The 24,727-nt window shown below is 67.2% G+C and carries 21 protein-coding genes; 14 read left to right on the top strand and 7 right to left on the bottom strand.

Annotated features, from left to right (window positions below):
- Nucleotides 1-134: 134 nt before the first annotated feature.
- The 8 genes from EGK63_RS00890 to EGK63_RS00855 all read left to right on the top strand — a co-directional run bounded on the left by EGK63_RS00890 (nucleotide 135) and on the right by EGK63_RS00855 (nucleotide 12,443).
- Nucleotides 135-2,363, top strand: coding sequence for a TonB-dependent receptor (locus EGK63_RS00890; RefSeq protein WP_125899488.1), 2,229 nt, complete (start codon nucleotides 135-137; stop codon nucleotides 2,361-2,363).
- Between the two features lie 135 nt (nucleotides 2,364-2,498).
- Nucleotides 2,499-4,016: an MFS transporter gene (locus EGK63_RS00885; RefSeq protein ID WP_125899487.1), complete on the top strand. Its 1,518-nt coding sequence runs from the start codon at nucleotides 2,499-2,501 to the stop codon at nucleotides 4,014-4,016.
- 168 nt (nucleotides 4,017-4,184) lie between these two features.
- On the top strand, nucleotides 4,185-5,375 hold the full coding sequence (sucC, locus tag EGK63_RS00880) for an ADP-forming succinate--CoA ligase subunit beta (protein ID WP_087141821.1): 1,191 nt from the start codon (nucleotides 4,185-4,187) through the stop codon (nucleotides 5,373-5,375).
- A gap of 46 nt (nucleotides 5,376-5,421) precedes the next feature.
- Nucleotides 5,422-6,324 (top strand): succinate--CoA ligase subunit alpha, encoded by a 903-nt coding sequence (gene sucD / locus EGK63_RS00875; protein WP_125899486.1) that lies wholly within the window; start codon nucleotides 5,422-5,424, stop codon nucleotides 6,322-6,324.
- A gap of 397 nt (nucleotides 6,325-6,721) precedes the next feature.
- Nucleotides 6,722-9,742: a 2-oxoglutarate dehydrogenase E1 component gene (locus EGK63_RS00870; RefSeq protein WP_125899485.1), complete on the top strand. Its 3,021-nt coding sequence runs from the start codon at nucleotides 6,722-6,724 to the stop codon at nucleotides 9,740-9,742.
- 55 nt (nucleotides 9,743-9,797) lie between these two features.
- Nucleotides 9,798-11,315, top strand: coding sequence for a 2-oxoglutarate dehydrogenase complex dihydrolipoyllysine-residue succinyltransferase (gene odhB / locus EGK63_RS00865; RefSeq protein WP_125899484.1), 1,518 nt, complete (start codon nucleotides 9,798-9,800; stop codon nucleotides 11,313-11,315).
- 91 nt (nucleotides 11,316-11,406) lie between these two features.
- Complete coding sequence (locus tag EGK63_RS00860; RefSeq protein ID WP_125899483.1) at nucleotides 11,407-11,850, top strand: hypothetical protein; 444 nt, start codon at nucleotides 11,407-11,409, stop codon at nucleotides 11,848-11,850.
- A 74-nt stretch (nucleotides 11,851-11,924) separates the two neighbouring features.
- Nucleotides 11,925-12,443 (top strand): hypothetical protein, encoded by a 519-nt coding sequence (locus tag EGK63_RS00855; protein WP_125899482.1) that lies wholly within the window; start codon nucleotides 11,925-11,927, stop codon nucleotides 12,441-12,443.
- 14 nt (nucleotides 12,444-12,457) lie between these two features.
- Here the strand turns inward: EGK63_RS00855 and EGK63_RS00850 are convergent, their stop codons facing one another.
- Nucleotides 12,458-12,724, bottom strand: coding sequence for a DUF6356 family protein (locus EGK63_RS00850; protein ID WP_125899481.1), 267 nt, complete (start codon nucleotides 12,722-12,724; stop codon nucleotides 12,458-12,460).
- A 157-nt stretch (nucleotides 12,725-12,881) separates the two neighbouring features.
- Here EGK63_RS00850 and EGK63_RS00845 point away from each other — a divergent pair, with 157 nt between their 5' ends.
- Together EGK63_RS00845 and EGK63_RS00840 are read left to right on the top strand one after the other, a co-directional pair.
- Entirely contained in the window at nucleotides 12,882-14,072 is a 1,191-nt protein-coding gene (locus tag EGK63_RS00845) for an acyl-CoA dehydrogenase (RefSeq protein ID WP_125899480.1), read from the top strand.
- Between the two features lie 128 nt (nucleotides 14,073-14,200).
- Complete coding sequence (locus EGK63_RS00840; RefSeq protein WP_125899479.1) at nucleotides 14,201-15,547, top strand: S1C family serine protease; 1,347 nt, start codon at nucleotides 14,201-14,203, stop codon at nucleotides 15,545-15,547.
- 326 nt (nucleotides 15,548-15,873) lie between these two features.
- On the opposite strand, the gene fabB is transcribed toward EGK63_RS00840, so the two are convergent.
- From fabB to EGK63_RS00825, 3 genes are all read right to left on the bottom strand, one after another.
- Nucleotides 15,874-17,103 carry a beta-ketoacyl-ACP synthase I gene (gene fabB, locus EGK63_RS00835; RefSeq protein ID WP_125899478.1) on the bottom strand — a complete coding sequence of 410 codons (1,230 nt, stop codon included), beginning with the start codon at nucleotides 17,101-17,103 and terminating at the stop codon, nucleotides 15,874-15,876.
- 62 nt (nucleotides 17,104-17,165) lie between these two features.
- A complete protein-coding gene (gene fabA / locus EGK63_RS00830) occupies nucleotides 17,166-17,705 on the bottom strand; it encodes a 3-hydroxyacyl-[acyl-carrier-protein] dehydratase FabA (RefSeq protein ID WP_125899477.1) in 540 nt (179 codons plus the stop codon).
- 80 nt (nucleotides 17,706-17,785) lie between these two features.
- A complete protein-coding gene (locus tag EGK63_RS00825; protein WP_125899476.1) occupies nucleotides 17,786-18,292 on the bottom strand; it encodes an SH3 domain-containing protein in 507 nt (168 codons plus the stop codon).
- 119 nt (nucleotides 18,293-18,411) lie between these two features.
- Here EGK63_RS00825 and EGK63_RS00820 point away from each other — a divergent pair, with 119 nt between their 5' ends.
- Complete coding sequence (locus EGK63_RS00820) at nucleotides 18,412-19,398, top strand: D-glycerate dehydrogenase (RefSeq protein WP_125899475.1); 987 nt, start codon at nucleotides 18,412-18,414, stop codon at nucleotides 19,396-19,398.
- Here the strand turns inward: EGK63_RS00820 and EGK63_RS00815 are convergent.
- Together EGK63_RS00815 and EGK63_RS00810 are read right to left on the bottom strand one after the other, a co-directional pair.
- Nucleotides 19,395-20,141, bottom strand: a complete 747-nt coding sequence (locus EGK63_RS00815) for a molybdopterin-synthase adenylyltransferase MoeB (RefSeq protein ID WP_125899632.1) — start codon at nucleotides 20,139-20,141, stop codon at nucleotides 19,395-19,397. The genes EGK63_RS00820 and EGK63_RS00815 overlap by 4 nt on opposite strands.
- Before the next feature lie 61 nt (nucleotides 20,142-20,202).
- A complete protein-coding gene (locus tag EGK63_RS00810) occupies nucleotides 20,203-20,613 on the bottom strand; it encodes a BLUF domain-containing protein (RefSeq protein WP_125899474.1) in 411 nt (136 codons plus the stop codon).
- A 166-nt stretch (nucleotides 20,614-20,779) separates the two neighbouring features.
- Here EGK63_RS00810 and hslV point away from each other — a divergent pair, with 166 nt between their 5' ends.
- Nucleotides 20,780-21,349 carry an ATP-dependent protease subunit HslV gene (gene hslV, locus EGK63_RS00805; protein ID WP_165906497.1) on the top strand — a complete coding sequence of 190 codons (570 nt, stop codon included), beginning with the start codon at nucleotides 20,780-20,782 and terminating at the stop codon, nucleotides 21,347-21,349.
- 72 nt (nucleotides 21,350-21,421) lie between these two features.
- Nucleotides 21,422-22,726, top strand: coding sequence for an ATP-dependent protease ATPase subunit HslU (gene hslU, locus EGK63_RS00800; RefSeq protein WP_125899472.1), 1,305 nt, complete (start codon nucleotides 21,422-21,424; stop codon nucleotides 22,724-22,726).
- A 90-nt stretch (nucleotides 22,727-22,816) separates the two neighbouring features.
- Here the strand turns inward: hslU and EGK63_RS00795 are convergent, their stop codons facing one another.
- The gene (locus tag EGK63_RS00795; RefSeq protein ID WP_125899471.1) at nucleotides 22,817-23,557 is read right to left on the bottom strand and encodes an alpha/beta fold hydrolase; all 741 of its coding nucleotides are present in this window, start codon (nucleotides 23,555-23,557) and stop codon (nucleotides 22,817-22,819) included.
- Nucleotides 23,558-23,636: 79 nt separating this feature from the next.
- Between EGK63_RS00795 and EGK63_RS00790 the strand changes: the two genes are divergently transcribed.
- Entirely contained in the window at nucleotides 23,637-24,599 is a 963-nt protein-coding gene (locus EGK63_RS00790; RefSeq protein ID WP_125899470.1) for a glycosyltransferase family 9 protein, read from the top strand.
- Nucleotides 24,600-24,727 lie beyond the last annotated feature (128 nt).

Below are 24,727 nucleotides of genomic sequence, written 5' to 3'. Positions count from 1 at the left end.
ACAGGGCGGACCCTTCCGTGGCGAAAATCAGGCTTGGCTGTTTGACAGGCGGGCGAAAGATCGTCACCAATGCAAAAAATCATTGAACGCTGAATAAAAGCGTCGCTCGGGCTGGAAACAGGATTGGGATGCAAATGAACAGACTCGTGAAGACCGCCCTCTTGGCGGGCGCCGCATTCGGCGTGATGGCCTCGGCCGCCCAGGCTCGGGCCCAGGATGCGCCCTCGACCGGCGAACAGGCTTCGTCGGTCGACGACATCATCGTCAGCGCGCGCCGTCGCGATGAAGCGTTGAAGGACGTGCCGGTATCGGTGTCGGCCATGAGCGCCGAGCGCCTGGAACAGACCGGCGCCACGGATATCACCGCCCTGCAGCAGCAGACGCCCAACGCGACGGTGCAGGTGGCGCGCGGCTCCAACTCCACCCTCATTTCGTTTATTCGCGGCATCGGCCAGCAGGATCCCCTGTGGGGCTTCGAGCCGGGCGTGGGCCTGTATGTCGACGATGTTTATGTGGCGCGCCCCCAAGGCGCCGTGCTCGACATCTTCGACATTGAGCGGATTGAGGTTCTGCGCGGGCCGCAAGGATCGCTGTACGGCCGCAACACGGTCGGCGGCGCCATCAAGTACGTGACGTCGCGACTGGATTCGGACATGCCGGAACTGACGCTACGCGGCGCCTACGGCAGCTATAACCAGATCGATCTCCTGGCTCAGGGCTCCATGCCGGTGACCGACAAGTTACGTATCGGCGCGGCTGTCGCCAGCTACAATCGTGATGGTTTCGGCAAGAACCTGAACACCGGAGCCGAGCATTACGACAAGGACGTCATCGCCGGGCGGGTCAGCGTCGAGTTCCAGCCCTACGACAACGCCTTCTTCCGCCTGGCTTATGATCGGGTCGAGGACCGCTCCAACCCCCGTCACGGCCACCGCGAGCGGCCGGGCGTCGGCCCGGGCGCGGGCGTGCCGGACAGCGTGTACGATACCTATGCGGGCTTGGGCGATCGCAACAAGGTCACGACCGAGGGCGTGTCGCTGACGGCGCAGGTCGACCTCAACGATGTCTGGACCTTCAAATCGATTACAGCCTATCGCACGGGCGACACGGACACCCTGATCGATTTCGACAACACGCCAGCGCCGACGCTGGACGTCCCTGCGGTGTACGGTGACCACCAGTTCACCCAGGAGCTCCAGGCGCTGTTCAGCACGGACCGGATCCAGGGCGTGGCGGGGATCTTCTATCTGGACGGTACGGCGTCGGGCGCCTTCGATACGATCGCCCAGAACTTCGGCATCGTGATCGGCACGGCCGGCTATGTGGAGACGACCAGCGTCGCCCTGTTCACCGACGTCAATCTGGACCTGACCGACCGTCTGCACCTGGGCCTGGGCGCGCGCTACACGATCGACGACAAGACCGGCCACGTCTTCCGCGCCAACTATCTGGGCGCGACGCGCAGCCCGCTGCTGGGCGGCACGGCGCGCAATCCGATCCTGCTGCGCACGGATTACACCCGCTCCAAGTCCTTTGATCAGTTCACGCCGAAGGTCTCGCTGTCCTACGATTTCTCGGACCGCATCACCGGATACGCCTCCTATTCGAAGGGCTACAAGTCGGGCGGCTTCGACATGCGCGGCGATGCGATCCTGACGCCGGATACCGTCAACGGCTATGAGCCTGAAACCGTCGATTCCTATGAAATCGGCCTGAAGGGGTCGGCCTTCAATCGTCGTCTGAACTTCGCTTCGGCGATCTTCTATAACGAGTACCAGGACCAGCAGATCACGACCCAGGTTCCGGCGCCGGGCGGCATCGCCAGCTTCGTCGACAATGTCGGCGCCTCCAAATTCCACGGCGCGGAGTTTGAGGGCTCGCTGATCCTGACCGATAGCCTGACTGCAAACTTCGCTGTCGGCTACCTGGACTCCAAGTTCGAGAAGTTCATTCGCTACAATCTGGTCACCCAGCAGTATGAGGACATCTCCGATCTCGTCGTGTTGCAGAACGCGCCGAAGTGGACCGGCTATTTGGGCCTGACCTGGCAGGGACAATTGGCGGGCGGGGCGTTGGCCGTGACGCCGTCGGTCAGCTATCGCGACGACTACAGCCAGTTCGAGTATCCGAACGCCGATCTGGACCAGGAAGCCTTCGCCCTGGTGGACCTGTCCATCGTCTGGACGGACCCCAGCAACAAATGGACCGTCGGCCTGTACGGCAAGAACTTGACCGATGAGGAATACCGCGTCGGCGGCTACAACTTCGCCAAGACGCCGGTCGGCGATTTCTACAACGACTCCGTGATCGGCTACTACGGCCCGCCGCGCACCGTGACGGCGTCGCTGCAGTACAAGTTCTGATCTGGAGCTTTCTCCTGAACGCCTGATCATCTGATCGCGGGCGGCGGTTCGTTGGAGCCGCCGCCCTTCTTTTTTCGTGGCGCAGAGCGGCGCGGCCGCTACCGTCGTCGCAAGTAAATCAGTCGGGAAACGTCCATGAGCCAGATCGAAGCCGCAAGGGCCGAGGGAAGCGCCGTCTCGCCAGGTTATCGCTACTATGTGCTGGCGATCCTGATCTTTGTTTACATGCTGAACTTCGTGGATCGGCAGATCATCGGCATCCTGGCGGCGCCGCTGAAGCAGGAGTTCCAGCTCAGCGACGAACAGTTCGGCCTGCTGGGCGGCATCGCCTTCGCCTCGGTCTATTCGACCCTGGCCATCCCCCTGGCGTGGCTGGCCGATCGGGCCAGCCGGGTGTGGATCATGACCGGCGCCTTGACGGTCTGGTCGGGTTTCACCGCCCTGTGCGGGGTGGCGGGATCCTTTGGCCAGCTGTTCCTGTTCCGCATGGGGGTGGGCGTAGGCGAGGCCGGCGGGGTGGCCCCGGCTTACTCGCTGATCGCCGACTACTTCCCGCCCAACCAGCGGGCGCGGGCCCTGGCCGCCTTCGCCTTCGGCATTCCCTTGGGCACGGCGGGCGGCACGCTGGTCGGCGGCCTGCTGGCGGCGCAGTACGGCTGGCGCACCGCCTTCATCGTCGTGGGGGTGCTCGGCGTCCTGGTCGCGCCCCTGCTGCGGCTGACGGTGCGTGATCCGCAGCGCGGCGGTGCGGACGCCGCCGCCAAGGTTGAGGCCGCGGTTACGGCGCCGGCCTCGGTTCCGATTGAGGGCGATGTCAGCCTGGGCCGCAAGGTCGCCCTGGTCTGCTTCGGCGTCGCCGGCGTCCTGGCCGGACTGGGCCTGTTGTCCCTGTTCGGCGCGGGTCTCGACAACCCGCTGGTTCCCTTCTTCGGCGCAGGTCTGTTCGCGGTGATCGGCGTCTCCCTGTTCATCGCGCGGGCGACGGGCTCGGTCATCATGCGCAAGCGCAGCTTCTGGCTGCTGGCGCTGGGGGCCGCGTCGTCCTCGGTGTGCGGCTACGGCGTGGCGGGCTGGCTGCCGCTGTTCTTCATGCGCAGCTTCGGCCTGACCTTGGCGCAGGTCAGCTGGTACTACGCCGGCATCGCCCTGATCGGCGGACTGCTGGGCATCTGGCTGGGCGGTTCGCTGGCGGACAAGATGGCGCGCCGGTCCAAGGGAGCCTATCCGCTGGTGCCGGCCGTGGCCTTCATCATTTCGGCGCCCTGTTTCATCCTGGCGATGAACTCGCCCTGGCTGATCGGCCTGATCCCGGGCGGCGGCAGTCACGCCATGGCTCTTGCGCTGGCCTTCCTGATCTTCCTGATTCCGACGGGGTTGAACCTAGCCTGGCTGGGGCCGGTGACGGCGGCGGTGCAGCATCTGGCGCCGGCGCCGATGCGCTCGACCGCCTCGGCCATCTTCCTGCTGATCAACAACCTGCTCGGTCTGGCCGTGGGCTTCTACTACTTCGGCTGGATGAGCGACCTGCTGCGCCCGACCTTCGGCGACGAGAGCCTGCGCTGGGCCATCTACACCGGCATGGGCTTCTATCTCATGGCTTCCATCCTGTTGTTCGGCGCATCGCGAACGCTGAAGAAGGACTGGGTCGACTGATCCTGATCCGTTGTCGATCCAATGGCGGTCGCGGCGTAGGGGCGGTCGCCGTGCATAAGAAAAGCCTTGCCGGGCCATAAGACGACAGACGGTTGCGCAGGCGAAGGCGCGACGCCTATAAGCGCGGCCAAAGTTTCCACAAACCTCCCTAACGGCGCGGATCCAGACATGAACATTCACGAGTATCAGGCCAAGCAGGTCCTCAAGGGCTTCGGCGCCCCGGTCGCGGCGGGCGTCGCCATCACTTCGGCCGACCAGGCCGAAGCCGCCGCCAAGCAGCTGCCTGGCCCGCTCTATGTCGTGAAGTCCCAGATCCACGCCGGCGGCCGCGGCAAGGGCAAGTTCAAGGAACTGGGCGCCGACGCCAAGGGCGGCGTGCGTCTGGCCTTCTCGATCGAGGAAGCCGTCGCCCACGCCAAGGAAATGCTGGGCAACACCCTGGTGACCGCCCAGACGGGCGAGGCCGGCAAGCAGGTCAACCGCCTGTACATCGAAGACGGCGCCGACATCGCCCGTGAGCTGTACTGCTCGCTGCTGGTCGACCGTTCGGTCGGTCAGACGGCCTTCGTCGTCTCGACCGAGGGCGGCATGGACATCGAGGAAGTGGCCCACGCCACCCCGGAAAAGATCCACACCATCGCCATCAACCCGGAAGCCGGCGTCACCGCCGAGAACATCGCCGCCATCAACGCCGCGCTGGAGTTGACGGGCGACGCCGCCGAAGACGGCAAGTCGCTGTTCCCGATCCTGTACAAGGCCTTCGTCGAGAAGGACATGGACATGCTCGAGATCAACCCGCTGATCGTCATGGAGAACGGCCGTCTGCGCGTTCTGGACGCCAAGGTCAGCTTCGACGGCAATGCCCTGTACCGCCACGAAGACATCCGCGCCCTGCGCGATGAGACCGAGGAAGACGCCAAGGAGATCGAGGCCTCGAAGTGGGATCTCGCCTATGTGGCGCTGGACGGCAACATCGGCTGCATGGTGAACGGCGCCGGCCTGGCCATGGCGACGATGGACATCATCAAGCTGTACGGCAAAGAGCCCGCCAACTTCTGCGACGTCGGCGGCGGCGCCGGCAAGGACAAGGTCGCGGCGGCCTTCAAGATCATCACCGCCGACCCGAAGGTCGAGGGCATCCTCGTCAACATCTTCGGCGGCATCATGAAGTGCGACGTCATCGCCGAAGGCGTCGTGGCCGCGGTGAAGGAAGTGGGCCTGAAGGTGCCGCTGGTCGTGCGTCTGGAAGGCACGAACGCCGAGCTGGGCAAGAAGATCCTGAACGAGTCGGGCCTGACCATCCAGGCCGCCGACGACCTGGACGACGCCGCCCAGAAGATCGTCGCGGCGGTCGCGTAAGCACCGCTACCGCCCAGCAGACACACAGAATTCAGAGCACAGACACATGTCCATCCTCGTCAATAAGAACACCAAGATCCTGGTCCAGGGCCTGACCGGCAAGACCGGCGGCTTCCACACCGAACAGGCCCTGGCCTATCACGGCACCCAGATGGTCGGCGGCGTGCACCCGACCAAGGGCGGCCAGACCTGGACCGGCTCGCACGGTGAAAGCCTGCCGATCTTCGCTTCGGTCGCCGAAGGCAAGGAGCGCACCGGCGCCGACGCCACGGTCATCTACGTCCCGCCGGCAGGCGCGGCCGACGCCATCATCGAGGCCATCGAGGCCGAGATCCCCTTCATCACCTGCATCACCGAAGGCATCCCGGTGCAGGACATGGTGCGCGTCAAGGCCCGCCTGGACCGTTCGAACTCGCGCCTGCTGGGCCCGAACTGCCCCGGCGTCCTGACCCCGGACGAGTGCAAGATCGGCATCATGCCGGGCAACATCTTCAAGAAGGGCAACGTGGGCATCGTCTCGCGTTCGGGCACCCTGACCTATGAAGCCGTGTTCCAGACCACGAACGAAGGCCTGGGCCAGACCACGGCCGTCGGCATCGGCGGCGACCCGGTCAAGGGCACCGAGTTCATCGACGTGCTGGAGATGTTCCTGGCCGACGACGCCACCGAGTCGATCATCATGATCGGCGAGATCGGCGGCGCGGCCGAAGAAGACGCCGCCCAGTTCCTGATCGACGAAGCCAAGAAGGGCCGCAAGAAGCCGATGGCCGGCTTCATCGCCGGTCGTACCGCTCCGAAGGGCCGCACCATGGGCCACGCCGGCGCCGTCGTCTCGGGCGGCAAGGGCGATGCGGAATCCAAGATCGCCGCCATGGAGGCCGCAGGCATCCGCGTCTCGCCGTCGCCGGCGCGTCTGGGCGCGACCCTGGTGGAAGTGCTGAAGGGTTAAGCCCTTCAGCGGCGCACGCTGCGCGTGCGGGCGCTACCGCTCGCCGCGCGGCGGCTCGCTGCTTCAGCGCCTCTTTGGAGGCGCGGCGCTAACGCTCGCAACGCGGTCGCTCGCTGCTTGAGCGCCGGATTCACTTCCGAGTGGCTTCGGCGCCGGGCGGGCGGCGGATTGGACCAAAGTCTGATCTATCCGCGTTCCGGGGGTGTTTTTCGCGCCGTGTGACCTTTTGTAACGCCTCCGGAATCGTCCGGGGGCGTTTTTTCTTGCCGATTCGACCAATTTCCACCCGGTCCGCCTCCCTTCGGTCATGACCAGTAAGGAAACAGGGCCTATATGAACGGCGCTGCTCTCCGCGCGGCTGTGCGCGGGCGGTTGTAAAGGGACGATTGAGAGAAAAATGGCGGACGATGCGGGTCGGCTGAACCAGGTCTTTGCCGAGACCTCCTTCCTCTATGGCGCGAACGCCGCCTTCATTGAGGACCTGCACGAAAAATGGGCTGCGGACCCCGGCTCGGTGTCGGGGGAATGGCGCGCCTTCTTCGATCAGCTGAAGGACAACGCCGACCTGGTGAAGCAGTCAGCCGCCGCCGGCTCCTGGGGCCGCTCGGGCGCTTCCGAGCCGACCGAGGAAACCGCCGTGTTCGACGGCCGCTGGCCCGCCCCTAAGGTCGATCCCAAGGCCGCCGGCAAGCCCGGCCCTCGCCCGACCGCTCCGGTTGCTGACGCCTCGGGCGCCGTTTCGGCCGCCGACGTGCGCGCCGCCGCCCACGATTCCATCCGCGCCCTGATGCTGATCCGCGCCTATCGCGTGCGCGGCCACCTGCAGGCCAACCTCGACCCGCTGGGCATCGAGCCGCCGATCCAGAACCCGGAGCTGACGCCCGAGTTCTACGGCTTCACCGCCGCCGACATGGATCGCCCGATCTTCCTGGACGGCGTCCTGGGCCTGGAGACCGGCTCGGTCCGCCAGGTGTTGGAGATCTTGAAGCGCACCTACTGCGGCAACATCGGCGTGCAGTTCATGCACATCGCCGAGCCGGACGAGAAGGCCTGGCTGCAGCAGCGCTTCGAAGGCCCGGACAAGTTCGAGCAGAACGCCTTCACCAAGGAAGGCAAGCTGGCCATCTTCAAGAAGCTGGTCGAGGCCGAGGGCTTCGAGCGCTTCCTGCACAAGCGTTTCCCCGGCACCAAGCGTTTCGGCCTGGACGGCGGCGAGGCCATGGTCCCGGCCCTGGAGCAGGTGATCAAGCGCGGCGGCGCCCTGGGCGTCGACGAGATCGTCTTCGGCATGGCGCACCGCGGCCGCCTGAACACCCTGGCCGCGGTCATGGGCAAGCCCTACAAGACCATCTTCCACGAGTTCCAGGGCGGTTCGTCCGTGCCGTCGGACATTGAAGGGTCGGGCGACGTCAAATACCACATGGGCGCCTCGTCGGACCGTGAGTTCGACGGCAACAAGGTCCACCTGTCGCTGACCGCCAACCCCTCGCACCTCGAGATCGTCAACCCGGTCGTCTTGGGCAAGGCGCGCGCCAAGCAGGCCTTCGACATCCGCGAGGCCGAGGTCAACGTCGGCAAGCCGGACAACGAATGGGTGCTGGACCGCTCCAAGGTCGTGCCGCTGCTGATCCACGGCGACGCCGCCTTCGCAGGGCAAGGCGTGGTGGCCGAGTGCTTCGCCCTGATGGGGCTGAAGGGCTACCGCACCGGCGGCACCTTGCACTTCGTCATCAACAACCAGATCGGCTTCACCACGGCGCCGCGCAACTCGCGCTCGTCGCCCTACCCGTCTGACGTCGCCCTGATGGTCCAGGCGCCGATCTTCCACGTCAACGGCGACGATCCCGAAGCGGTCGTCTTCGCCTCGAAGGTCGCCACGGAATACCGTCAGAAGTTCCACAAGGACGTGGTGGTGGACATGTTCTGCTACCGCCGCTTCGGCCATAACGAAGGCGACGATCCGACCTTCACCCAGCCGCTGATGTACGCGAAGATCAAGAACCAGCCGACCACGCTGGAGATCTACGTCAAGCGCCTGGTCGCCGAAGGCGTTCTCAGCCAGGCCGAGGCCGACGCCGAGATCGCCCGTTTCGAGGCCTTCCTCGACGCCGAGTTCGAAGCCGGCAAGACCTTCAAGGCCGACAAGGCCGACTGGCTGGACGGCCAGTGGCAGGGTCTGGGCGTCGATGCGGGCGATGATCAGCAACAGCGCGGCAAGACCGGGGTTCCGGCCGCGAAGCTGCTCGACTACGGCCACCGCCTGACGACGATCCCGAACAGCGTCGACATGCACAAGACGCTGAAGCGCGTCATCGACGGCCGTCGCGATGCGGTGTCGAGCGGCGCGAACATCGACTGGGCCACGGCCGAGAGCCTGGCCTTCGCCAGCCTGCTGGATGAAGGCTACAACATCCGCCTGTCGGGTCAGGACTCGGTGCGCGGCACCTTCTCGCAGCGTCACTCGGGCGTGACCGACCAGACGACCGAGCAGCGCTACTTCCCGCTGAACAACCTGCGCGATGGCCAGGCCCATTTCGAGGTCATCGACTCGGCGTTGTCGGAAGAGGCGGTGCTGGGCTTCGAGTACGGCTATTCGCTGGCCGACCCGAACACCCTGACCATGTGGGAAGGCCAGTTCGGCGACTTCGTGAACGGCGCCCAGGTGGTGATCGACCAGTTCATCTCCTCGGGCGAGCGCAAGTGGCTGCGGATGAGCGGCCTGACCATGCTGTTGCCGCACGGCTATGAAGGCCAGGGCCCCGAGCACTCCTCGGCCCGCCTGGAGCGCTTCCTGCAGCAGTGCGCCGAGAACAACATGCAGGTCGCCAACTGCACGACGCCGGCCAACTACTTCCACATCCTGCGTCGCCAGCTGCACCGCTCGTTCCGCAAGCCGCTGATCCTGATGACGCCCAAGTCGCTGCTGCGTCACAAGAAGGCCGTCTCGACCCTGGCCGACATGGCCGAGGGCAGCTCCTTCCACCGGGTGCTGCGCGACGACGCCGAGCTGCGTCCGGACGTGGCGGGCGTCACGCTCAAGGCCGACAAGGACATCCGCAAGGTCGTCGTCTGCTCGGGCAAGGTCTATTACGACCTGCTGGACGCGCGCGAGAAGGCGGGCGTCAACGACATCTACATCCTGCGTCTGGAACAGTTCTATCCGTGGCCGATCAAGTCGATCTCGGCGGAGCTGGCGCGCTTCCCCAACGCCGACCTGGTCTGGTGTCAGGAAGAGCCCAAGAACATGGGCGGCTGGACCTTCGTCGATCCGTGGATCGAGCTGACGCTCGAGAAGCTGGACGTGAAGGCCAAGCGCGCGCGCTACGTCGGTCGCCCGGCCTCGGCCTCGACCGCCGCGGGCCTGATGAGCCGACACTTGAAGGAACTCGAGACCTTCCTCGCCGAGGCCATGGCCTGACCGCCGCGCCTGACCTAAAAGACAAGCAAAGTTCAGACACGAAAAGACACTGAAGATGGCCGATATCCTGACCCCCGCCCTCGGTGAATCCGTCGCCGAAGCCTCCATCGCCAAGTGGACCAAGAAGGTCGGCGACGCCGTGAAGAAGGACGAAGTCCTGGTCGAGCTGGAAACCGACAAGGTCTCGCTCGAAGTCGTCGCCCCCGCCGACGGCGTGCTGTCGGCGATCAACGCCAATGACGGCGACACCGTCGTTCCCGGCACGGTGCTGGGCTCGGTGAGCGAAGGCGGCGCGGCCGCCGCCTCGGCCCCGGCCCCTGCCCCGGCTACGGCGGCTGCAGCCCCCGCCGCCGCTCCGGCCGCTTCGGGCGGCGCTGCGGTCGACATCGCCGTGCCGACCATGGGCGAGAGCGTCGCCGAAGGTTCTATCGGAACCTGGCTGAAGAAGTCGGGCGACACCGTCGCCAAGGACGAACTGCTGGTCGAGATCGAGACCGACAAGGTGGCCGTGGAAGTCTCGGCCCCGGCCGCCGGCGTTCTGACCATCATCGCCGCTGACGGCGACACCGTGACCCCCGGCCAGGTGATCGGTTCGGTCGCCGCCTCAGGCGCGGCCGCTGCGGCTGCTCCGGCGGCTGCTGCACCGGCTCCGGCCGCCGCCCCGGCCAACGCCGGTTCGGCCCAGATTCCGACCTCGACCCACCTGTCGCCCGCCGTCCAGCGCGTGGTGTCGGAAAACAACATCAACCCGGCTTCGCTGTCGGCTTCGGGTCCGAAGGGCAACATCACCAAGGCCGACGCCATCGCCGCCATCGGCGCCGCCGCTCCGGCTGCGCCCGCCGCGGCCGCCCCGGCCGCGCCGCGCGCCGACCAACCGCGTGAAGAGCGGGTGAAGATGACGCGCCTGCGTCAGACCATCGCCCGTCGCCTGAAGGAATCCCAGAACACGGCCGCCCAGCTGACCACCTTCAACGAGGTGGACATGACCAACGTCATGGCCCTGCGCGCCCAGTACAAGGAAGTCTTCGAGAAGCGTCACGGCGTCAAACTCGGATTCATGTCCTTCTTCACCAAGGCCGTGGTGCAGGCCCTGCACGAAATCCCGGCGGTCAACGCCGAGATCGACGGCACGGACATCATCTACAAGAACCACTACGACATCGGCATCGCCGTCGGCACCGACAAGGGCCTGGTGGTTCCGGTGCTGCGCGACGCCGACGCCCTGTCGCTGGCCGGCATCGAGAAGGGCATCGGCGCCCTGGGCAAGGCCGCCCGTGACGGCGCCCTGACCATGGACCAGATGCAGGGCGGCACCTTCACCATCACCAACGGCGGCACCTATGGCTCGCTGATGTCGACGCCGATCCTGAACGCGCCGCAGTCGGGCATCCTGGGCATGCACAACATCGTGCAGCGCCCGATGGCCATCAACGGCGAGGTCAAGATCCGTCCGATGATGTACCTGGCCCTCAGCTACGATCACCGCATCGTCGACGGCAAGGAAGCCGTGACCTTCCTCGTCCGCATCAAGGAACTGCTGGAAGACCCGGCGCGCGCCCTGCTGGACCTGTAAGCTTCGCACCACGCGAACGACTGACGACGGCGGGATCTTCGGATCTCGCCGTTTTCAATTGCGCGTCCTGCAGGCGTGTTAGGCTGCCGCCATGAGCCTGGTCGAGATCGCCCGCTATCAAGACGTCTATGAGGCCGATCTGGCCGCCGCCTTCCTGTCGTCGCACGACATCGAGGTGTCGGTGACCGAGCGATTCCAGACCACGATCGACCCCCTGATGCAGCGCGCCCTGGGCATCCGGCTGATGGGACGGGCGGATCAGGCGGCGCGGGCGCGCGACCTGCTGGCGCGCGCCGGGAACGGGGAATTCGCGACCGATGAAGGCGATGATCTGGACGGGCCGGATTCGACGGTTCGCGCGGCGTCGCGCGGACTGGCCCTGTTCGCCTTCGCGACCGGAGGCGGCTTTGTCGGCACGGCCATGCCGCGTCGCTTCAGCGCGCTGCAGTGGGCGGGACTGGCGCTGATTGCGGCGATCCTGCTGCTGTCCGGGGGCGCCTATTTGTGGGCGTCTGTGAACGGCGCCCTGGGTTGAGGCGTTGCGGGCGGTTGACGGGCGCGTTGAAAATGACGGAGCTTCGCCCCGCTTCCTTGTGATGGAGAGTTTGTTTGCGTCTCAATCTGATCCCTGCGTCCGGCGCCCTGACCCTGGCGGCGGCGCTCATGGCCTGCGGGCCGGCCCCGGCCGAAGCGCCGGCCGCCGCGCCCAAGGCGGAAGACGCTGCGGCGGCTGCGCCCGCAACGGCCCCGGCTGTCGCCGAGAGAAGCGCCGACTTCCGCCGCACCGATCCGGCCCAGGCCGACCTCAAGCTGATTGAGGAAGGCGCCGAATGGCGCGTGCTGATCCGCGCGGGGGGCGTTCCGAACGGCGGGGCCACGGCGGCGGATTGCGAGCTTCAGGCGCGCGGCGCTCAGGACCGCGACGACGTCATCCACGCCAAGCTGATCCCGTTCGAAGGCGAGCTGAATGAACTGACGGCGGCCGACATCGGCGCCGACGCGCCGGTGGTGAAGGTGCGCGTGGGGCCGGAAGGCGCCTTCGTCGAGGACAGCACGGCCGCCAGCCGCTTCTGCGGCATGGGCTCCGACATCTCGGGCTTCTACAGCCGCACCCAGACGCCGGACTGACGGCGCGTCAGGGGCTAGAGGCCGACGTCCCAGACGCCCGCGTCGCGCATGCGGCATTCGCGGGCCTCTGCGGCGCGGCCGCCCATGTCGTGGGCCATGCCGCGAATGGCGTCAGATACGGTCGTTTTGTGCAGACCCGGCGTCACCGCATGGATGAAGGCGCATCCGGCCAGGCGCATCAGCTTGAAGCCGAAGCGCGACGAAGCGGCCATATGCTCGAGATAGGTCTCATCGACCTCACGCGGGTGATCGCGGAACAGACGGTTGAAAGCGTTCGACATGAAGACAGCCTAGCGTGTTCGCGCCGGTCCCTCTACCCGGCCTCCGCATTCTGGCCTAAACCCGCGCCAGGAACAGAGGGCGCTTCGTCACGCCGCTTCAACCCCGCGTGACGCGGGCGCGGAGAAGCCTCCTCTCTGATGCTCAAGAGGACGACACATGGCCGACGGCAAGACCATTTCCGCTCAGACCTTCCGCTGGGAAGACCCCTTCGACCTGACGGGCCGTCTGACCGACGAGGAGCGGATGGTTCAGGATGCGGCGCGATCCTATGCGCGCGAGGCCCTGCTGCCGCGCGTCGTCGCCGCCTTCCGCGATGAGGTGTTCGACCGCGCGATCATGACCGAGATGGGCGAGATGGGCTTCCTGGGCGCCATGCTGCCGGAACAGTACGGCGGTTCCGAAGCGTCGCACGTCGCCTATGGCCTGATCGCCCGCGAGGTCGAGGCGATCGACAGCGGCTATCGTTCGGCCATGTCGGTGCAGTCGTCCCTGGCCATGTACCCGATCTACGCCTTCGGTTCCGAAGAGCAGAAGACGAAATTCCTGCCGAAGATGGCGGCGGGCGAGCTGGTCGGCTGCTTCGGCCTGACCGAGGCGGACGGCGGGTCGGACCCGGCCTCGATGAAGACCACGGCGGTCGCGGTCCAGGGCGGATATCGCCTGAACGGCGGCAAATACTGGATCACCAACTCGCCCATCGCCGACCTGGCCATCGTCTGGGCCAAGCTTGACGGCGTGATCCGCGGCTTCATCGTCGAGCGCGATTTCGACGGCTTCAGCACGGGCAAGATCGGCGACAAGCTCAGCTTGCGCGCCTCCGTGACGGGCGACATCGGCCTGAACGACGTCTTCGTGCCGGAAGCCAACTTGCTGCCGGGCGTCCAGGGCCTGCGGGGGCCGTTCTCTTGCCTGAACAAGGCGCGCTTCGGCATCGCCTGGGGCGCCATGGGCGCGGCCGAGTTCTGCTTCCACGCCAGCCGCGACTATGTGGCCGAGCGCACCCTGTTCGGCCGCCCGCTGTCGTCGCGCCAGCTGGTGCAGAAGAAGCTGGCGGACATGCAGACCGAGATCTTCTTGGGTTTTGAGGGCGCCTACGCCCTGGGCCGTCTGCTGGACACGGGCGCCTGGGTTCCCGAGGCCATCAGCCTGATGAAGCGCAACAACTGCGGCAAGGCCCTGGCCGTGGCGCGCGAGGCCCGCGACATGCACGGCGGGGCCGGGATCACCGGCGAGCTGCACGTCATGCGCCACGCCATGAACCTGGAGACGGTCAACACCTATGAGGGCGCGCACGACGTCCACGCCCTGATCCTGGGTCGTGCGATCACGGGCGAAGCGGCCTTCTGATCCCAAGCGTTGCAGAAAACGCGCGACGCGACGATCCTTTGCCGTTGTCGCGCGTTTGTCTCGCCTGCGGGGCGGCGATGCTCGCCCGTCTGTCGGCCGAAGGCGGTCGGCGCCTGAAGGAAACCGGAATGACGAAACACAGCCTGCTGGCCGGCGCCGCCCTGGCGATCTTCAGCTTCAGCGGCATGGCCCAGGCTGCGCCCGCGGCCCCGACGGCGACCACCGTCCAGTCGCCTGTCGCGGCCATGCCCTATGACGCCCGACGCGGCGTCTTCACCTTCGCCGCCGGGCTGGAGCAAAGCCTGCCCGCCGTGGTCCAGGTGACGACCCTGGGCCAGTCGCGCGGTCCCAGCTCGGAAAACAATCCCAAGCCGTCGCAGGGCGGATCGGGCGTCATCATCGACGCGCGCGAAGGCATCATCGTCACCAACCACCACGTCATCGAGAACGGACAGAAGTTCACGGTCGACCTGATCGACGGCCGCCTGTTCGACGCCACCCTCATCGGCGCCGACAAGGCGACGGACATCGCCGTGCTGAAGATCGACGCCACGGGCCTGTCGCAGGTGGCGACGGTGGATTCCGACACCCTGCGCAGCGGCGACCTGGCCTTCGCCGTCGGCTATCCCCTGGGCCTGGACCAGACCCTGACCATGGGCGTCATCTCGGGCCTGAACCGCTCGGGCATGGGCGACGCCATCGAGGACTACATCCAGACCGATGCGGCGGTGAACTCGGGCAATTCGGGCGGGCCGCTGCTGGACAGTCGGGGCCGCTTGATCGGCATCAATACCGCCATCCTGTCGGGCGGTTTCGGCGGCGGCAACGACGGCATCGCCTTCGCCGTGCCGACGCGCATCATGATGTTCGTGGTCGACCAGCTGCGCGCCACCGGCGAGGTCAAGCGCGGCCGCGTCGGCCTGGGTCTCGGCTCCCTGACGGCCGAGCGTGCGCGCGAGGTCGGGCTGAACATCGTGCGCGGCGCCGTGGTCTATGACGTCGAGCCGGGCTCGGCGGGCGAGAAGGCGGGGCTGAAGCCCGGCGACGTGTTGACGCGCATCCAGGACCGCCCGGTGGCCAACGCCGGTTCGGTCCAGGCCACGGTCGGCATCGCCCGCGCCGGAACCCAGATGCCGGTCGTCTATCTGCGCGACGGCCGAGAGGCCTCGACCCGGCTGACGATCGAGCCGTCCGATCCGGCGCCGGTGCGCGTCGGCGCGCAAGCGGCCATGGCGCGCGGCCTGACGGTGCGCAATCCGGCTTCAGGACGCGGGGCTCAGATCGCGGTGGTCGAGGCCGGGTCTTCCGCCGCCGCCGCCGGCTTCCAGGCCGGTGATGTGGTGGTTCAGGCGAACGGGGCCGAGATTGCGGACATGAGGGATCTGGCTCAGCGGCTTCAGGCGGCGGGCGAGGCGGTCGTGCCGATTATCGTCCTGCGCGACAATGAACGGGTCGAGATCGACCTGCCGGCCTGATCACGCCGTCTGAAGCTCTACGGAATCGCCCGCGTGACGGCCGTCGCGCGGGCGAAGTCTTGTGCGTCGGATAGGGAGCAGACAGCAAAACGCCCGCGCTGCCGGGAGGGGGAGGGGAGGCAGGCGCGGGCGTCTCGCTTGGAGGAAGCATCGACCCGCCGAAGCCCTAAGCGGAAAAATCCAGGGGGCTGGGGGGGCTGTTCAGGATCCGGGACTTTTCCGAACTCCGACGAGCCGATGATGTAGTTCTGATCAGCGTTCCGGGCGGACGAAGGACCGAATGGGGGCGTTTTCGTGTCGTTTCGGATTTTCCCGATTGGTGAAGCTTAGACCTTGGACAGGATCAGGGTGGCGTTTGTGCCGCCGAAGCCGAAGCTGTTGGACATGACATGCGTCAGTTCGCCGTCGTGGCGCTGACGCAGGATCGGCATGCCCTCGAACTCGGGGTCCAGGTTCTCGATGTGGGCGCTCTCGGCGGCGAAGCCGTGCTTCATCATCAACAGGCAGTAGATGGCTTCCTGCGCGCCCGCCGCGCCCAGCGAGTGGCCCGTCAGCGACTTGGTCGAGGAGATCATCGGCATGGCGTCGCCGAAGACGTTGCGCACCGCGCCCATCTCTTTCAAGTCGCCGACCGGCGTCGAGGTGCCGTGCGGGTTCAGGTAGTCGATCTTCGGATTGCCCGCAATCTCCAGCGCGATCTTCATGCAGCGCTCGGCGCCCTCGCCCGAGGGGGCCACCATGTCGTAGCCGTCCGAGTTGGCGCCGTAGCCGGTGACTTCGGCGTAGATGGTCGCGCCGCGCGCCACGGCGCGCTCGTATTCTTCCAGCACCACGATGCCGGCGCCGCCGGCGATGACGAAGCCGTCGCGCGTCGTGTCATAGGCGCGGCTGGCCTTGTCGGGCGTGTCGTTGAAGTTGGAGGACATGGCGCCCATGGCGTCGAACATGTTCGACATGGACCAGTCGATATCCTCGCAGCCGCCGGCGAAGACCACGTCCTGCTTGCCCCAGGCGATCTGTTCGGCGGCCGCGCCGATGCAGTGGGCGCTGGTCGCGCAGGCCGAACTGATCGAATAGTTGACGCCCTTCAGCTCGAACCAGGTGGCCAGCACGGCCGAGGGGCCGGACGCCATGGCCTTGGGCACGGCGAAGGGGCCGACGCGCTTGGGCGAGCCCTTTTCGACCGTGGTGGCCGCCGCCTGCAGGATGACCTGGGTCGAGGGGCCGCCCTCGCCGACGATCAGGCCGATGCGCTCGTCCTTGATCTCTTCGGCGGACAGGCCGCTGTCCTTCAGCGCCTCTTCAAAGGCGATGTGCGCCCAGGCCGTGCCGTTGGCCAGGAAGCGGGCGGCGCGGCGGTCGACCAGCGGCGCCCAGTCCTCGGCCGTGTGGCCCAGGGCCGGGGGCGCCCAGACCTGGGAGCGGAAGCCGTATTTGGCGTGGTCGGCGGCGTGCTGGACGCCAGACTTGGCGTCGCGCAGGGAGGCCGCGACCTGATCCTGGCCGGTGCCGATGGAAGAGACGATGCCCAGTCCGGTGACGACGACACGCCGCATGGTGTTTCCAATCCTCAAAGTCTTCGGACGCCGCGTTGGCCGCGGCTATCCATCAAGTGGGGTCAGGCGGCGTCCGGTTCCACCGGAGCCGCGCCGCCGAACAGGCCGACGCGCATATCGGCGCAGGTATAGATGACCTCGCCGTCCGCTTCGAGCACGCCGTCGGCGATGCCCATGACCAGCTTGCGGTTGATGACGCGCTTCAGGTGGACCTTATAGACCACCTTCTTGACGTCCGGCGTCACCTGGCCGGTGAACTTGACCTCGCCGACGCCCAGCGCCCGGCCCTTGCCCGGTCCGCCGATCCAGCCGAGGTAGAAGCCGACCAGCTGCCACATGGCGTCCAGACCCAGGCAGCCCGGCATGACCGGATCGCCGATGAAGTGGCACTGGAAGAACCAGAGGTCCGGGTTGATGTCGAGTTCAGCCTCGACATAGCCCTTGCCGTAGTCGCCGCCGTCGGCGCTGATGGTCTTGATCCGGTCGAACATCAGCATGGGCGGGGCCGGCAGCTGGGCGTTGCCCGGACCGAACAGCTCGCCCCGGCCCGAGGCCAGCAGGCCTTCGTGATCGAACGACGACGGATATTGCGACTGGCTCAAGGGAAATCGGCTCCGAAAGGTGTTGCTGGCGGGTTACACGACCCAGAGGCCGCGCTCAACCATGCCGTCACTATATGAGATCAGGAGGCGCGGCCGGCGCCGGCCGGGCGGGCGGCGTTGCACAGGGCCCGTTCTTGGGCGCCGAAGACCGCCCTCTGCTGCACCCAGCCGCGCAGCTTGCGCGCCCGCACACGGCACCAGCCGTCCTCGCATTCGTCCAGGGGGATCAGGGCGTGCGGCGACAAAAGGGCGCGGACCGAGGCGGTCTCGGACCGGCCCGTGCGGATCGGCACCGCTTCGTCCGAGCGGTTGAAGACGCTGCGGCGGCCCGAGGCGACGGTGCGGTGGATCCAGGCGACGGACCCTTCCGGGTCGCAGATCTTGCGCCATTCGCGCGTCTCGGCGATCACCTGAACCGGCAGGCCGGCGGCGCGGTATTCCCACAGGATGCGGTAGTCGAGGCCCGGTCCCTGGCGCGCTCGCACCTGCGAGGATTTCAGCGTCACCCAGCGCGGTACCTCAAGCCCTGTAGGGGTCGGGCGGCCGTCGGGCATGGTCGAGCCCGCCGCCATCAGAACGCCGGTCATCAGGACAGCGGCGAGGGCCGCGACGCGAGGCGCCCTTTTGAACCTGACCGCAGCTTTGCTAGACACCGAATACCGACCCGTTCCGAACGGGCGCCGCCCGTAGAAAACCCAGGTCTCCTATGTCCGCTCGCAAGCTTAAGGTCGTATTAACCAGACGCCTGCCTGACGCGGTCGAAACGCGGATGCGCGAACTTTTCGACGCCGAGCTGAACCTGACCGACCGGCCGATGTCGCGCGACGACCTGGCCGCCGCCCTGCAACGGGCCGAAGTGCTGGTTCCGACCATCACCGATCACCTGGACGCCGAACTTATCGCGGGCGCAGGCGAGCAGCTGAAGATGATCGCCAATTTCGGCGCGGGCGTGGATCACATCGACATCGACGCCGCCGTCGGGCGTGGGATCATCGCCACCAATACGCCGGGCGTCCTGACCGAGGACACGGCCGACCTGGGCATGAGCCTGATTCTGGCGGTCAGTCGCCGCATCGTGGAAGGCGCCGAGGTGGTGGCCGAGGGCCGCTTCGAGGGCTGGAGCCCGACCTGGATGTGCGGTCGCAAGCTGTGGGGCAAGCGTCTGGGCATCGTCGGCATGGGCCGCATCGGTCAGGCCCTGGCCCGCCGCGCCAAGGCCTTCGGCATGCAGGTCCACTATCACAACCGCAAGCCTGTCCCCGACATGATCGCCGAGGAGCTGGGCGCGACCTGGTGGGACGACCTGGACCAGATGCTGGCGCGGATGGACGTCATCTCGCTGAACTGCCCGGCGACGAAGGAGACGCACCACTTATTGTCGGCCGAGCGTCTGGCCCGGCTTCAGCCGCACGCCATCGTGGTCAACACCGCGCGCGGCGAGCTGATCGACGAAGCCGCCCTGGTCGAGGCGCTGGACCGCCGCGCCCTGTTCGGCGTCGGCCTGGACGTGTTCGAGAACGAGCCGAAGGTGCATCCGGGTCTGCTCGGCCGTGCGAACGTGGTGTTGCTGCCCCACCTCGGCTCGGCCACACTTGAGGCGCGTCAGGACATGGGCGATCGCGTGATCGCCAACATCATGACCTATCAGAACGGGCACCGCCCGCCTGACCGCGTCATCCCGGCGATGCTCTAGGCGTGAGCTGACCCGCAGACGGGGCAGGCGGGGTCGGCGGCGATCTTCACGACGCGGCTGTTTCCGGCCAGGCCGTCGTACAGCATCAGGCGGCCGGTCAGCGGCTCGCCCGCGCCGGTGATCAGCTTGATCGCCTCCAGCGCCGCCATGGCGCCGATGACGCCGGCCAGGGCGCCGACCACGCCGACACGGGCGCAGGTCTCGGCGACGGGCGGAATCTCGGGCACCAGGCACTGGTAGCAGGGTCGCCCCTCGAACACCGACACCTGCCCCGACCAGCGGCCCAGGGCGCCGGACACCAGCGGCTTGCCCGCCGCCACGCAGGCGGCGTTGACGGCCAGTCGCGTCTCGAAATCGTCGGTGCCGTCCAGCGCCAGGTCGAAGTCCTGCATGAGGGCGGCCGCGCTGTCCGGCGTGACGCGCTGGTTGAAGGTCTGGATCGTGACGTGCGGGTTGAGAGCATTCAGCCGCGCGGCGCCCGCCTCGACCTTGGCGCGGGCGGGGTCGTCGGTGGTGAAGGCGATCTGGCGTTGCAGGTTGGACAGGGCGACCGTGTCGTCGTCGATCAGGCCCAGCGTCCCCACCCCGGCGGCGGCCAGGTAGAGGGCGGCCGGATTGCCCACCCCGCCCATGCCGACGATCAGCACGCGGGCGCGTTTCAGCGCCTGCTGGCCGGGGCCGCCGATCTCGGACAGCACCAGTTGGCGGGCGTAGCGCTCGACCTCTTCGTCGGAGAAGCGCACGGGGGCGAGAGGGGCGGAAGGCTGGGTCACGCCGACTGTCTAGCGCAGTCGGACGGATGCGTCAGGCCGGAACGGGCGCGACCCCGACGGCCAGGGCCAGCAGGGTCTCGGCGCGGGCGGGACTGAGCTGGTCCAGGGACTCGCCGTTCAACAGGCGGGCCGCCTCGGGCGTCAGCTCGGCCAGGATCATGGGCCAGTCGCCGAACCGGCGGCCGGAGACGGCCATGTCGGACAACAGGCGCAAGTTCTCATGGCGCGGGTCGATCCGCAGCCGGTCCATCAGGCGGTCGATATCGGCCCGGCGGCCTTCGATGAGCTGAAGGAACTGGCCGCCATGACGCATCAGGGCGCTGGTCAAGCCTTCGCGGCGGTTGTTGCGCTCGGACTCGCCGAGGATCTCCGCCAGGATCAGGAGGCTGGTCGCCGCGCCGCCGACGGCGTCGCTGACATAGATGGCGCGGTGCAGGGGCAAGGGAACTCGAAACGCAAACGCAGCCTCCCCCGCCTCGCGGACGGCGAGATGATGGGGTGGCCGGGGGCGTTCCCCTGTCATGGGTCGATTAAGAATCTCTTATGGTTAAGCTTTGTGCGGGCGGTTGCGACAAAGCCTGATCTTGCGGCGGACGGCGGGCTTCGCCATGTCATCCGCCATGAACACGAGCGCCTCGAACTTTCCCGACTGGCACGGCACCACTATTCTGGCGGTGCGCAAGAACGGCCGCACCGTCATCGCCGGCGACGGCCAGGTCTCCATGGGGCCGACCATCGTCAAGGGCGCGGCGCGCAAGGTGCGCACCCTGGCGAACGGCAAGGTGCTGGCGGGCTTCGCCGGAGCCACGGCCGACGCCCTGACCCTGATCGAGCGGCTGGAGGCCAAGCTGGAGCAGTACCCGGACCAACTGGCCCGCGCCTGCGTCGAACTGGCCAAGGACTGGCGCACCGACCGCTATCTGCGGAGGCTGGAGGCCATGCTGCTGGTCGCCGACAAGGACACCATCCTGAACGTCACCGGCGTCGGCGACGTGCTGGAGCCGGAATACGGCGTGGCCGCCGTCGGCTCGGGCGGCAACTACGCCCTGGCCGCCGCCCGCGCCCTGATCGACGAGCACACCGAACTGGACGCCGAACAGATCGCCCGCAAGGCCATGAAGATCGCCGCTGACATCTGCGTCTACACCAACGGCAATCTCACCATTGAAAGTCTGTAGGGCGCTATCGCTCGCCGCGCGGCGGCTTGCTGCTTGAGCGCCTGATATGCGTATTTCTGGACCGTCTGAACCATGACTGATCTGTCTCCCCGTGAAATCGTCTCCGAGCTGGACCGCTTCATCGTCGGTCAGGACGACGCCAAGCGCGCCGTGGCCGTGGCCCTGCGCAACCGCTGGCGCCGCAAGCGCGTGCCGGACGACCTGCGTGACGAGGTCACGCCCAAGAACATCCTGATGATCGGCCCGACGGGGGTGGGCAAGACCGAGATCGCCCGGCGTCTGGCGCGTCTGGCGGGCTCGCCCTTTCTCAAGGTCGAGGCGACCAAGTTCACCGAGGTCGGCTATGTCGGCCGCGACGTCGATCAGATCATGCGCGACCTGGTCGAAAGCGCCCTGGTCATGGTGCGCGACAAGCGCCGTTCGGGCGTCAAGGCCCGCGCCGAAGGTCAGGCCGAGGAACGCATCCTGGACGCCCTGGTCGGACCGGGCTCGCAGCCCGCGACGCGCGAGTCTTTCCGCAAGAAGCTGCGCGCGGGCGAACTGGACGACAAGGAGATCGAGATCGCCCTGGCCGATACGGCCTCGCCGCTGCAGGGGCTGGACATGCCGGGCGGCGGCAACGTCGGCCTGCTGAACCTGTCGGAAATGCTGGGCAAGATGGGCGGCGGCCGCACCAAGACGGTCAAGCTGACCGTGCGCGACGCCCTGGCCCCCCTCGTCACCGAAGAGAGCGACAAGCTTCTGGATCAGGAAAGCCTGACCAAGGAGGCCCTGCTGCTGGCCGAGAACGAAGGCATCGTCTTCCTGGACGAGATCGACAAGGTGGCCGCACGCCAGGATCGCGGCGGCGGCGCCGACGTCTCGCGCGAAGGGGTTCAGCGCGACCTGCTGCCCCTGATCGAGGGTACGACGGTGTCGACCAAGTATGGGCCGGTGAAGACCGACCATGTGCTGTTCATCGCCTCTGGCGCCTTCCACGTCGCCAAGCCGTCGGACCTGTTGCCCGAGCTTCAGGGCCGCCTGCCGATCCGGGTGGAGCTGAAGGCCCTGACCCGCGACGACTTCAAGCGCATCCTGACCGAGCCCGAGGCCAATCTGATCCGTCAGAATCAGGCCCTGCTGGCGACCGAAGGGGTCGAACTGGTCTTCACCGATGACGCGGTCGAGGCCATGGCCGACGCCGCCGTGGCCGCCAATTCCACCGTCGAGAACATCGGCGCGCGCCGTCTTCAGACGGTGATGGAGCGGGTGCTGGAGGAAACCAGCTTTAAGGCCTCGGACCTGTCGGGCCAGACCCTGACCTTCGACGGCGACAAGGTGCGCGAAAAGGTCGGCGACCTGGCCAAGAACGTCGATCTGAGCCGGTTCATCCTGTGATCTAGAACGCCGTCACGTAAGCCTTCGCCCCTTCGTCATCCTCGGGCTTGACCCGAGGATGACGGAGCGTTGGTTGTGGGTGTTGCAGGCTCAGCCCCGCATCGACTCCACCGCTTCCACCAACCGCTCCAGTTCCGCAGGGCTCGACAGCCGATGGTCGCCGCCCTCGATCAGGTCGAGCCGCAGGTCGCCGCCGCTCAGGCGTTCGGCCAGCTCGACCTGATGGCGCCACGGCACCACGTCGTCGGCGCGGCCCTGCAGAACATGGACCGGCGCCGTGATGTTGATCCGGCCGTCCAGCAGCAGCCAGTCGCGCGCCTCCTCGAACATGCGCCGGGTCAGGACGTAGGAGCCAAGCCCTTCCTCGGTGATGACCGTCTCGCCTTCGCGCAGGATGGCCTGGCGCTCATGATCCGCCAGACCGGGCCACATCAGTTTTTCGGTGAAGTCCTGCGCCGGATTGACCAGCACCACCCCCTTGACCCGCTCCGGCCGGGCCAGTGTCGCCAGCAGGGCGATCCAGCCGCCCATCGACGAGCCGACCGGGATCACCGGCCCGTCCAGGCTGTCGATCAGGGCGACGGCGTCCTCACGCCAGCGGCCGATGGTGGCCTGTTTCCAGTCGCCGCTCGACACGCCGTGGGCGAAGTGGTCGTAGCGCACATAGTTCCATCCGCGCTCTCGGGCGGCGGCGTCCAGCGCCAGCGCCTTGGTCCCCTCCATGTCCGAGCGGAAGCCGCCGATCCAGATGACGGTCGGGCCGTCGCCCTTGATCGCCTTATAGGCCAGCGTTTCACCGTCGGGGCGTTGCAGCGGCTGGGCGTCGAACATGAAAACTCCTCGGACTGTCATTCCTCGCGGAATGGCTTTAGCAGAGACGACGATTGTTCACAGGCCGCGAGGCGCCCGCTTGTCCGCACCCAAAGCCCTCTTCGTCAGCTCCAACCGGATCGGCGACTGCGTCATCTCCTCGGGCGTGATCCGCGAGATCGCGCGCCAACTGCCGGGGGTTCAGATCACCGTCGCCTGCGGCCGCCCGCCCGCCCCCTTCTTCCGCTCCGCGCCGAACGTCGAGCGCGTCATCATCCTCGACAAGAAGAAGGCCGCCGGACACTGGGTCGATCTGTGGAAGCAGGTAGCTGGCACCAAGTGGGACATGGTCGTCGACATCCGCGGCTCGGCCCTGGCCTATCTGATCCCGGCCAAGCGGCGCATCGTCTACAATCGCCGCTGGGAGACCGGCTTGCGCAAGGTCGAGATGGTGTCGCGCCTGATGGGTTCGCCGACGCCGCTGGACCCGGAAATCTTCCTCGACGTTCGGGCCCGTGTCGAGGCCGCCGCCGTCATCGATCCGCAACTGGCCGCCGGGCCGGGCGCCGGGCCTATCATCGCGCTCGCCCCCATTGCGCACCAGCCGGGCAAGTCCTGGCCCGCCGACCGCTGGGGTCAACTGGTCGAGAAGCTGAAGGCCGAGCCGCGCTTCGACGGCTGGCGTTTCATGCCCGTCGGCGGTCCCGGCGACCGGCCGCCCGCGACCCCGGCGCTGGAGGCGGCGGGACCGCGCGGCATCGACTGCGTGGGCAAGGGCGACATCCTGTGTTCGGCCGCCGCCATCGACCGGGCGACCCTGTTCGTCGGCAACGACAGCGGCCTGATGCACGTCTCGGCGGCGCTGGGGCGGCCGACGCTGGGGCTGTTCGGCCCGACCGAGTGGTGGCTCTATGGGCCGTGGGGGCCGAAGACGCGCACGGCGGCGTCCAACGAGACGCGCGGCCAGTTCGCCCCGATCGAGGATCTGAGCGTCGATCATGTCTTCGACGCGGTGCTGGACCTGTACGACGCCTATGTCGCTGAAGGGGCCGCAAAGGCCTGAAGGCCCGAAATCCCTTGAAATAGCGGCCTTGCGTCGCCATATTCCGGCCGCTTGGAACGCAGCCGCAGCCTTGCGCGCTGAATCCTCGCAACCAGTTTCGCCTATCTTCTGATCACATAAGGAAACGA

The sequence above is a fragment of the Brevundimonas sp. 357 genome, from assembly GCF_003938605.1.
GTDB lineage: Bacteria > Pseudomonadota > Alphaproteobacteria > Caulobacterales > Caulobacteraceae > Brevundimonas.
The sequence above is the reverse complement of the archived record's forward strand: the minus strand, read 5'-3'. Positions and strand labels throughout refer to the sequence as shown.

What these genes read in the sequence shown, in the direction of transcription:
- EGK63_RS00890 (WP_125899488.1), top strand. Translation starts at nt 135, where the DNA reads ATGAACAGACTCGTGAAGACCGCCCTCTTGGCGGGCGCCGCATTCGGC.
- EGK63_RS00885 (WP_125899487.1), top strand. Translation starts at nt 2,499, where the DNA reads ATGAGCCAGATCGAAGCCGCAAGGGCCGAGGGAAGCGCCGTCTCGCCA.
- sucC (WP_087141821.1), top strand. Translation starts at nt 4,185, where the DNA reads ATGAACATTCACGAGTATCAGGCCAAGCAGGTCCTCAAGGGCTTCGGC.
- sucD (WP_125899486.1), top strand. Translation starts at nt 5,422, where the DNA reads ATGTCCATCCTCGTCAATAAGAACACCAAGATCCTGGTCCAGGGCCTG.
- EGK63_RS00870 (WP_125899485.1), top strand. Translation starts at nt 6,722, where the DNA reads ATGGCGGACGATGCGGGTCGGCTGAACCAGGTCTTTGCCGAGACCTCC.
- odhB (WP_125899484.1), top strand. Translation starts at nt 9,798, where the DNA reads ATGGCCGATATCCTGACCCCCGCCCTCGGTGAATCCGTCGCCGAAGCC.
- EGK63_RS00860 (WP_125899483.1), top strand. Translation starts at nt 11,407, where the DNA reads ATGAGCCTGGTCGAGATCGCCCGCTATCAAGACGTCTATGAGGCCGAT.
- EGK63_RS00850 (WP_125899481.1), bottom strand. Translation starts at nt 12,724, where the DNA reads ATGTCGAACGCTTTCAACCGTCTGTTCCGCGATCACCCGCGTGAGGTC.
- EGK63_RS00845 (WP_125899480.1), top strand. Translation starts at nt 12,882, where the DNA reads ATGGCCGACGGCAAGACCATTTCCGCTCAGACCTTCCGCTGGGAAGAC.
- EGK63_RS00840 (WP_125899479.1), top strand. Translation starts at nt 14,201, where the DNA reads ATGACGAAACACAGCCTGCTGGCCGGCGCCGCCCTGGCGATCTTCAGC.
- fabB (WP_125899478.1), bottom strand. Translation starts at nt 17,103, where the DNA reads ATGCGGCGTGTCGTCGTCACCGGACTGGGCATCGTCTCTTCCATCGGC.
- EGK63_RS00825 (WP_125899476.1), bottom strand. Translation starts at nt 18,292, where the DNA reads ATGACCGGCGTTCTGATGGCGGCGGGCTCGACCATGCCCGACGGCCGC.
- EGK63_RS00820 (WP_125899475.1), top strand. Translation starts at nt 18,412, where the DNA reads ATGTCCGCTCGCAAGCTTAAGGTCGTATTAACCAGACGCCTGCCTGAC.
- hslV (WP_165906497.1), top strand. Translation starts at nt 20,780, where the DNA reads ATGTCATCCGCCATGAACACGAGCGCCTCGAACTTTCCCGACTGGCAC.
- hslU (WP_125899472.1), top strand. Translation starts at nt 21,422, where the DNA reads ATGACTGATCTGTCTCCCCGTGAAATCGTCTCCGAGCTGGACCGCTTC.
- EGK63_RS00795 (WP_125899471.1), bottom strand. Translation starts at nt 23,557, where the DNA reads ATGTTCGACGCCCAGCCGCTGCAACGCCCCGACGGTGAAACGCTGGCC.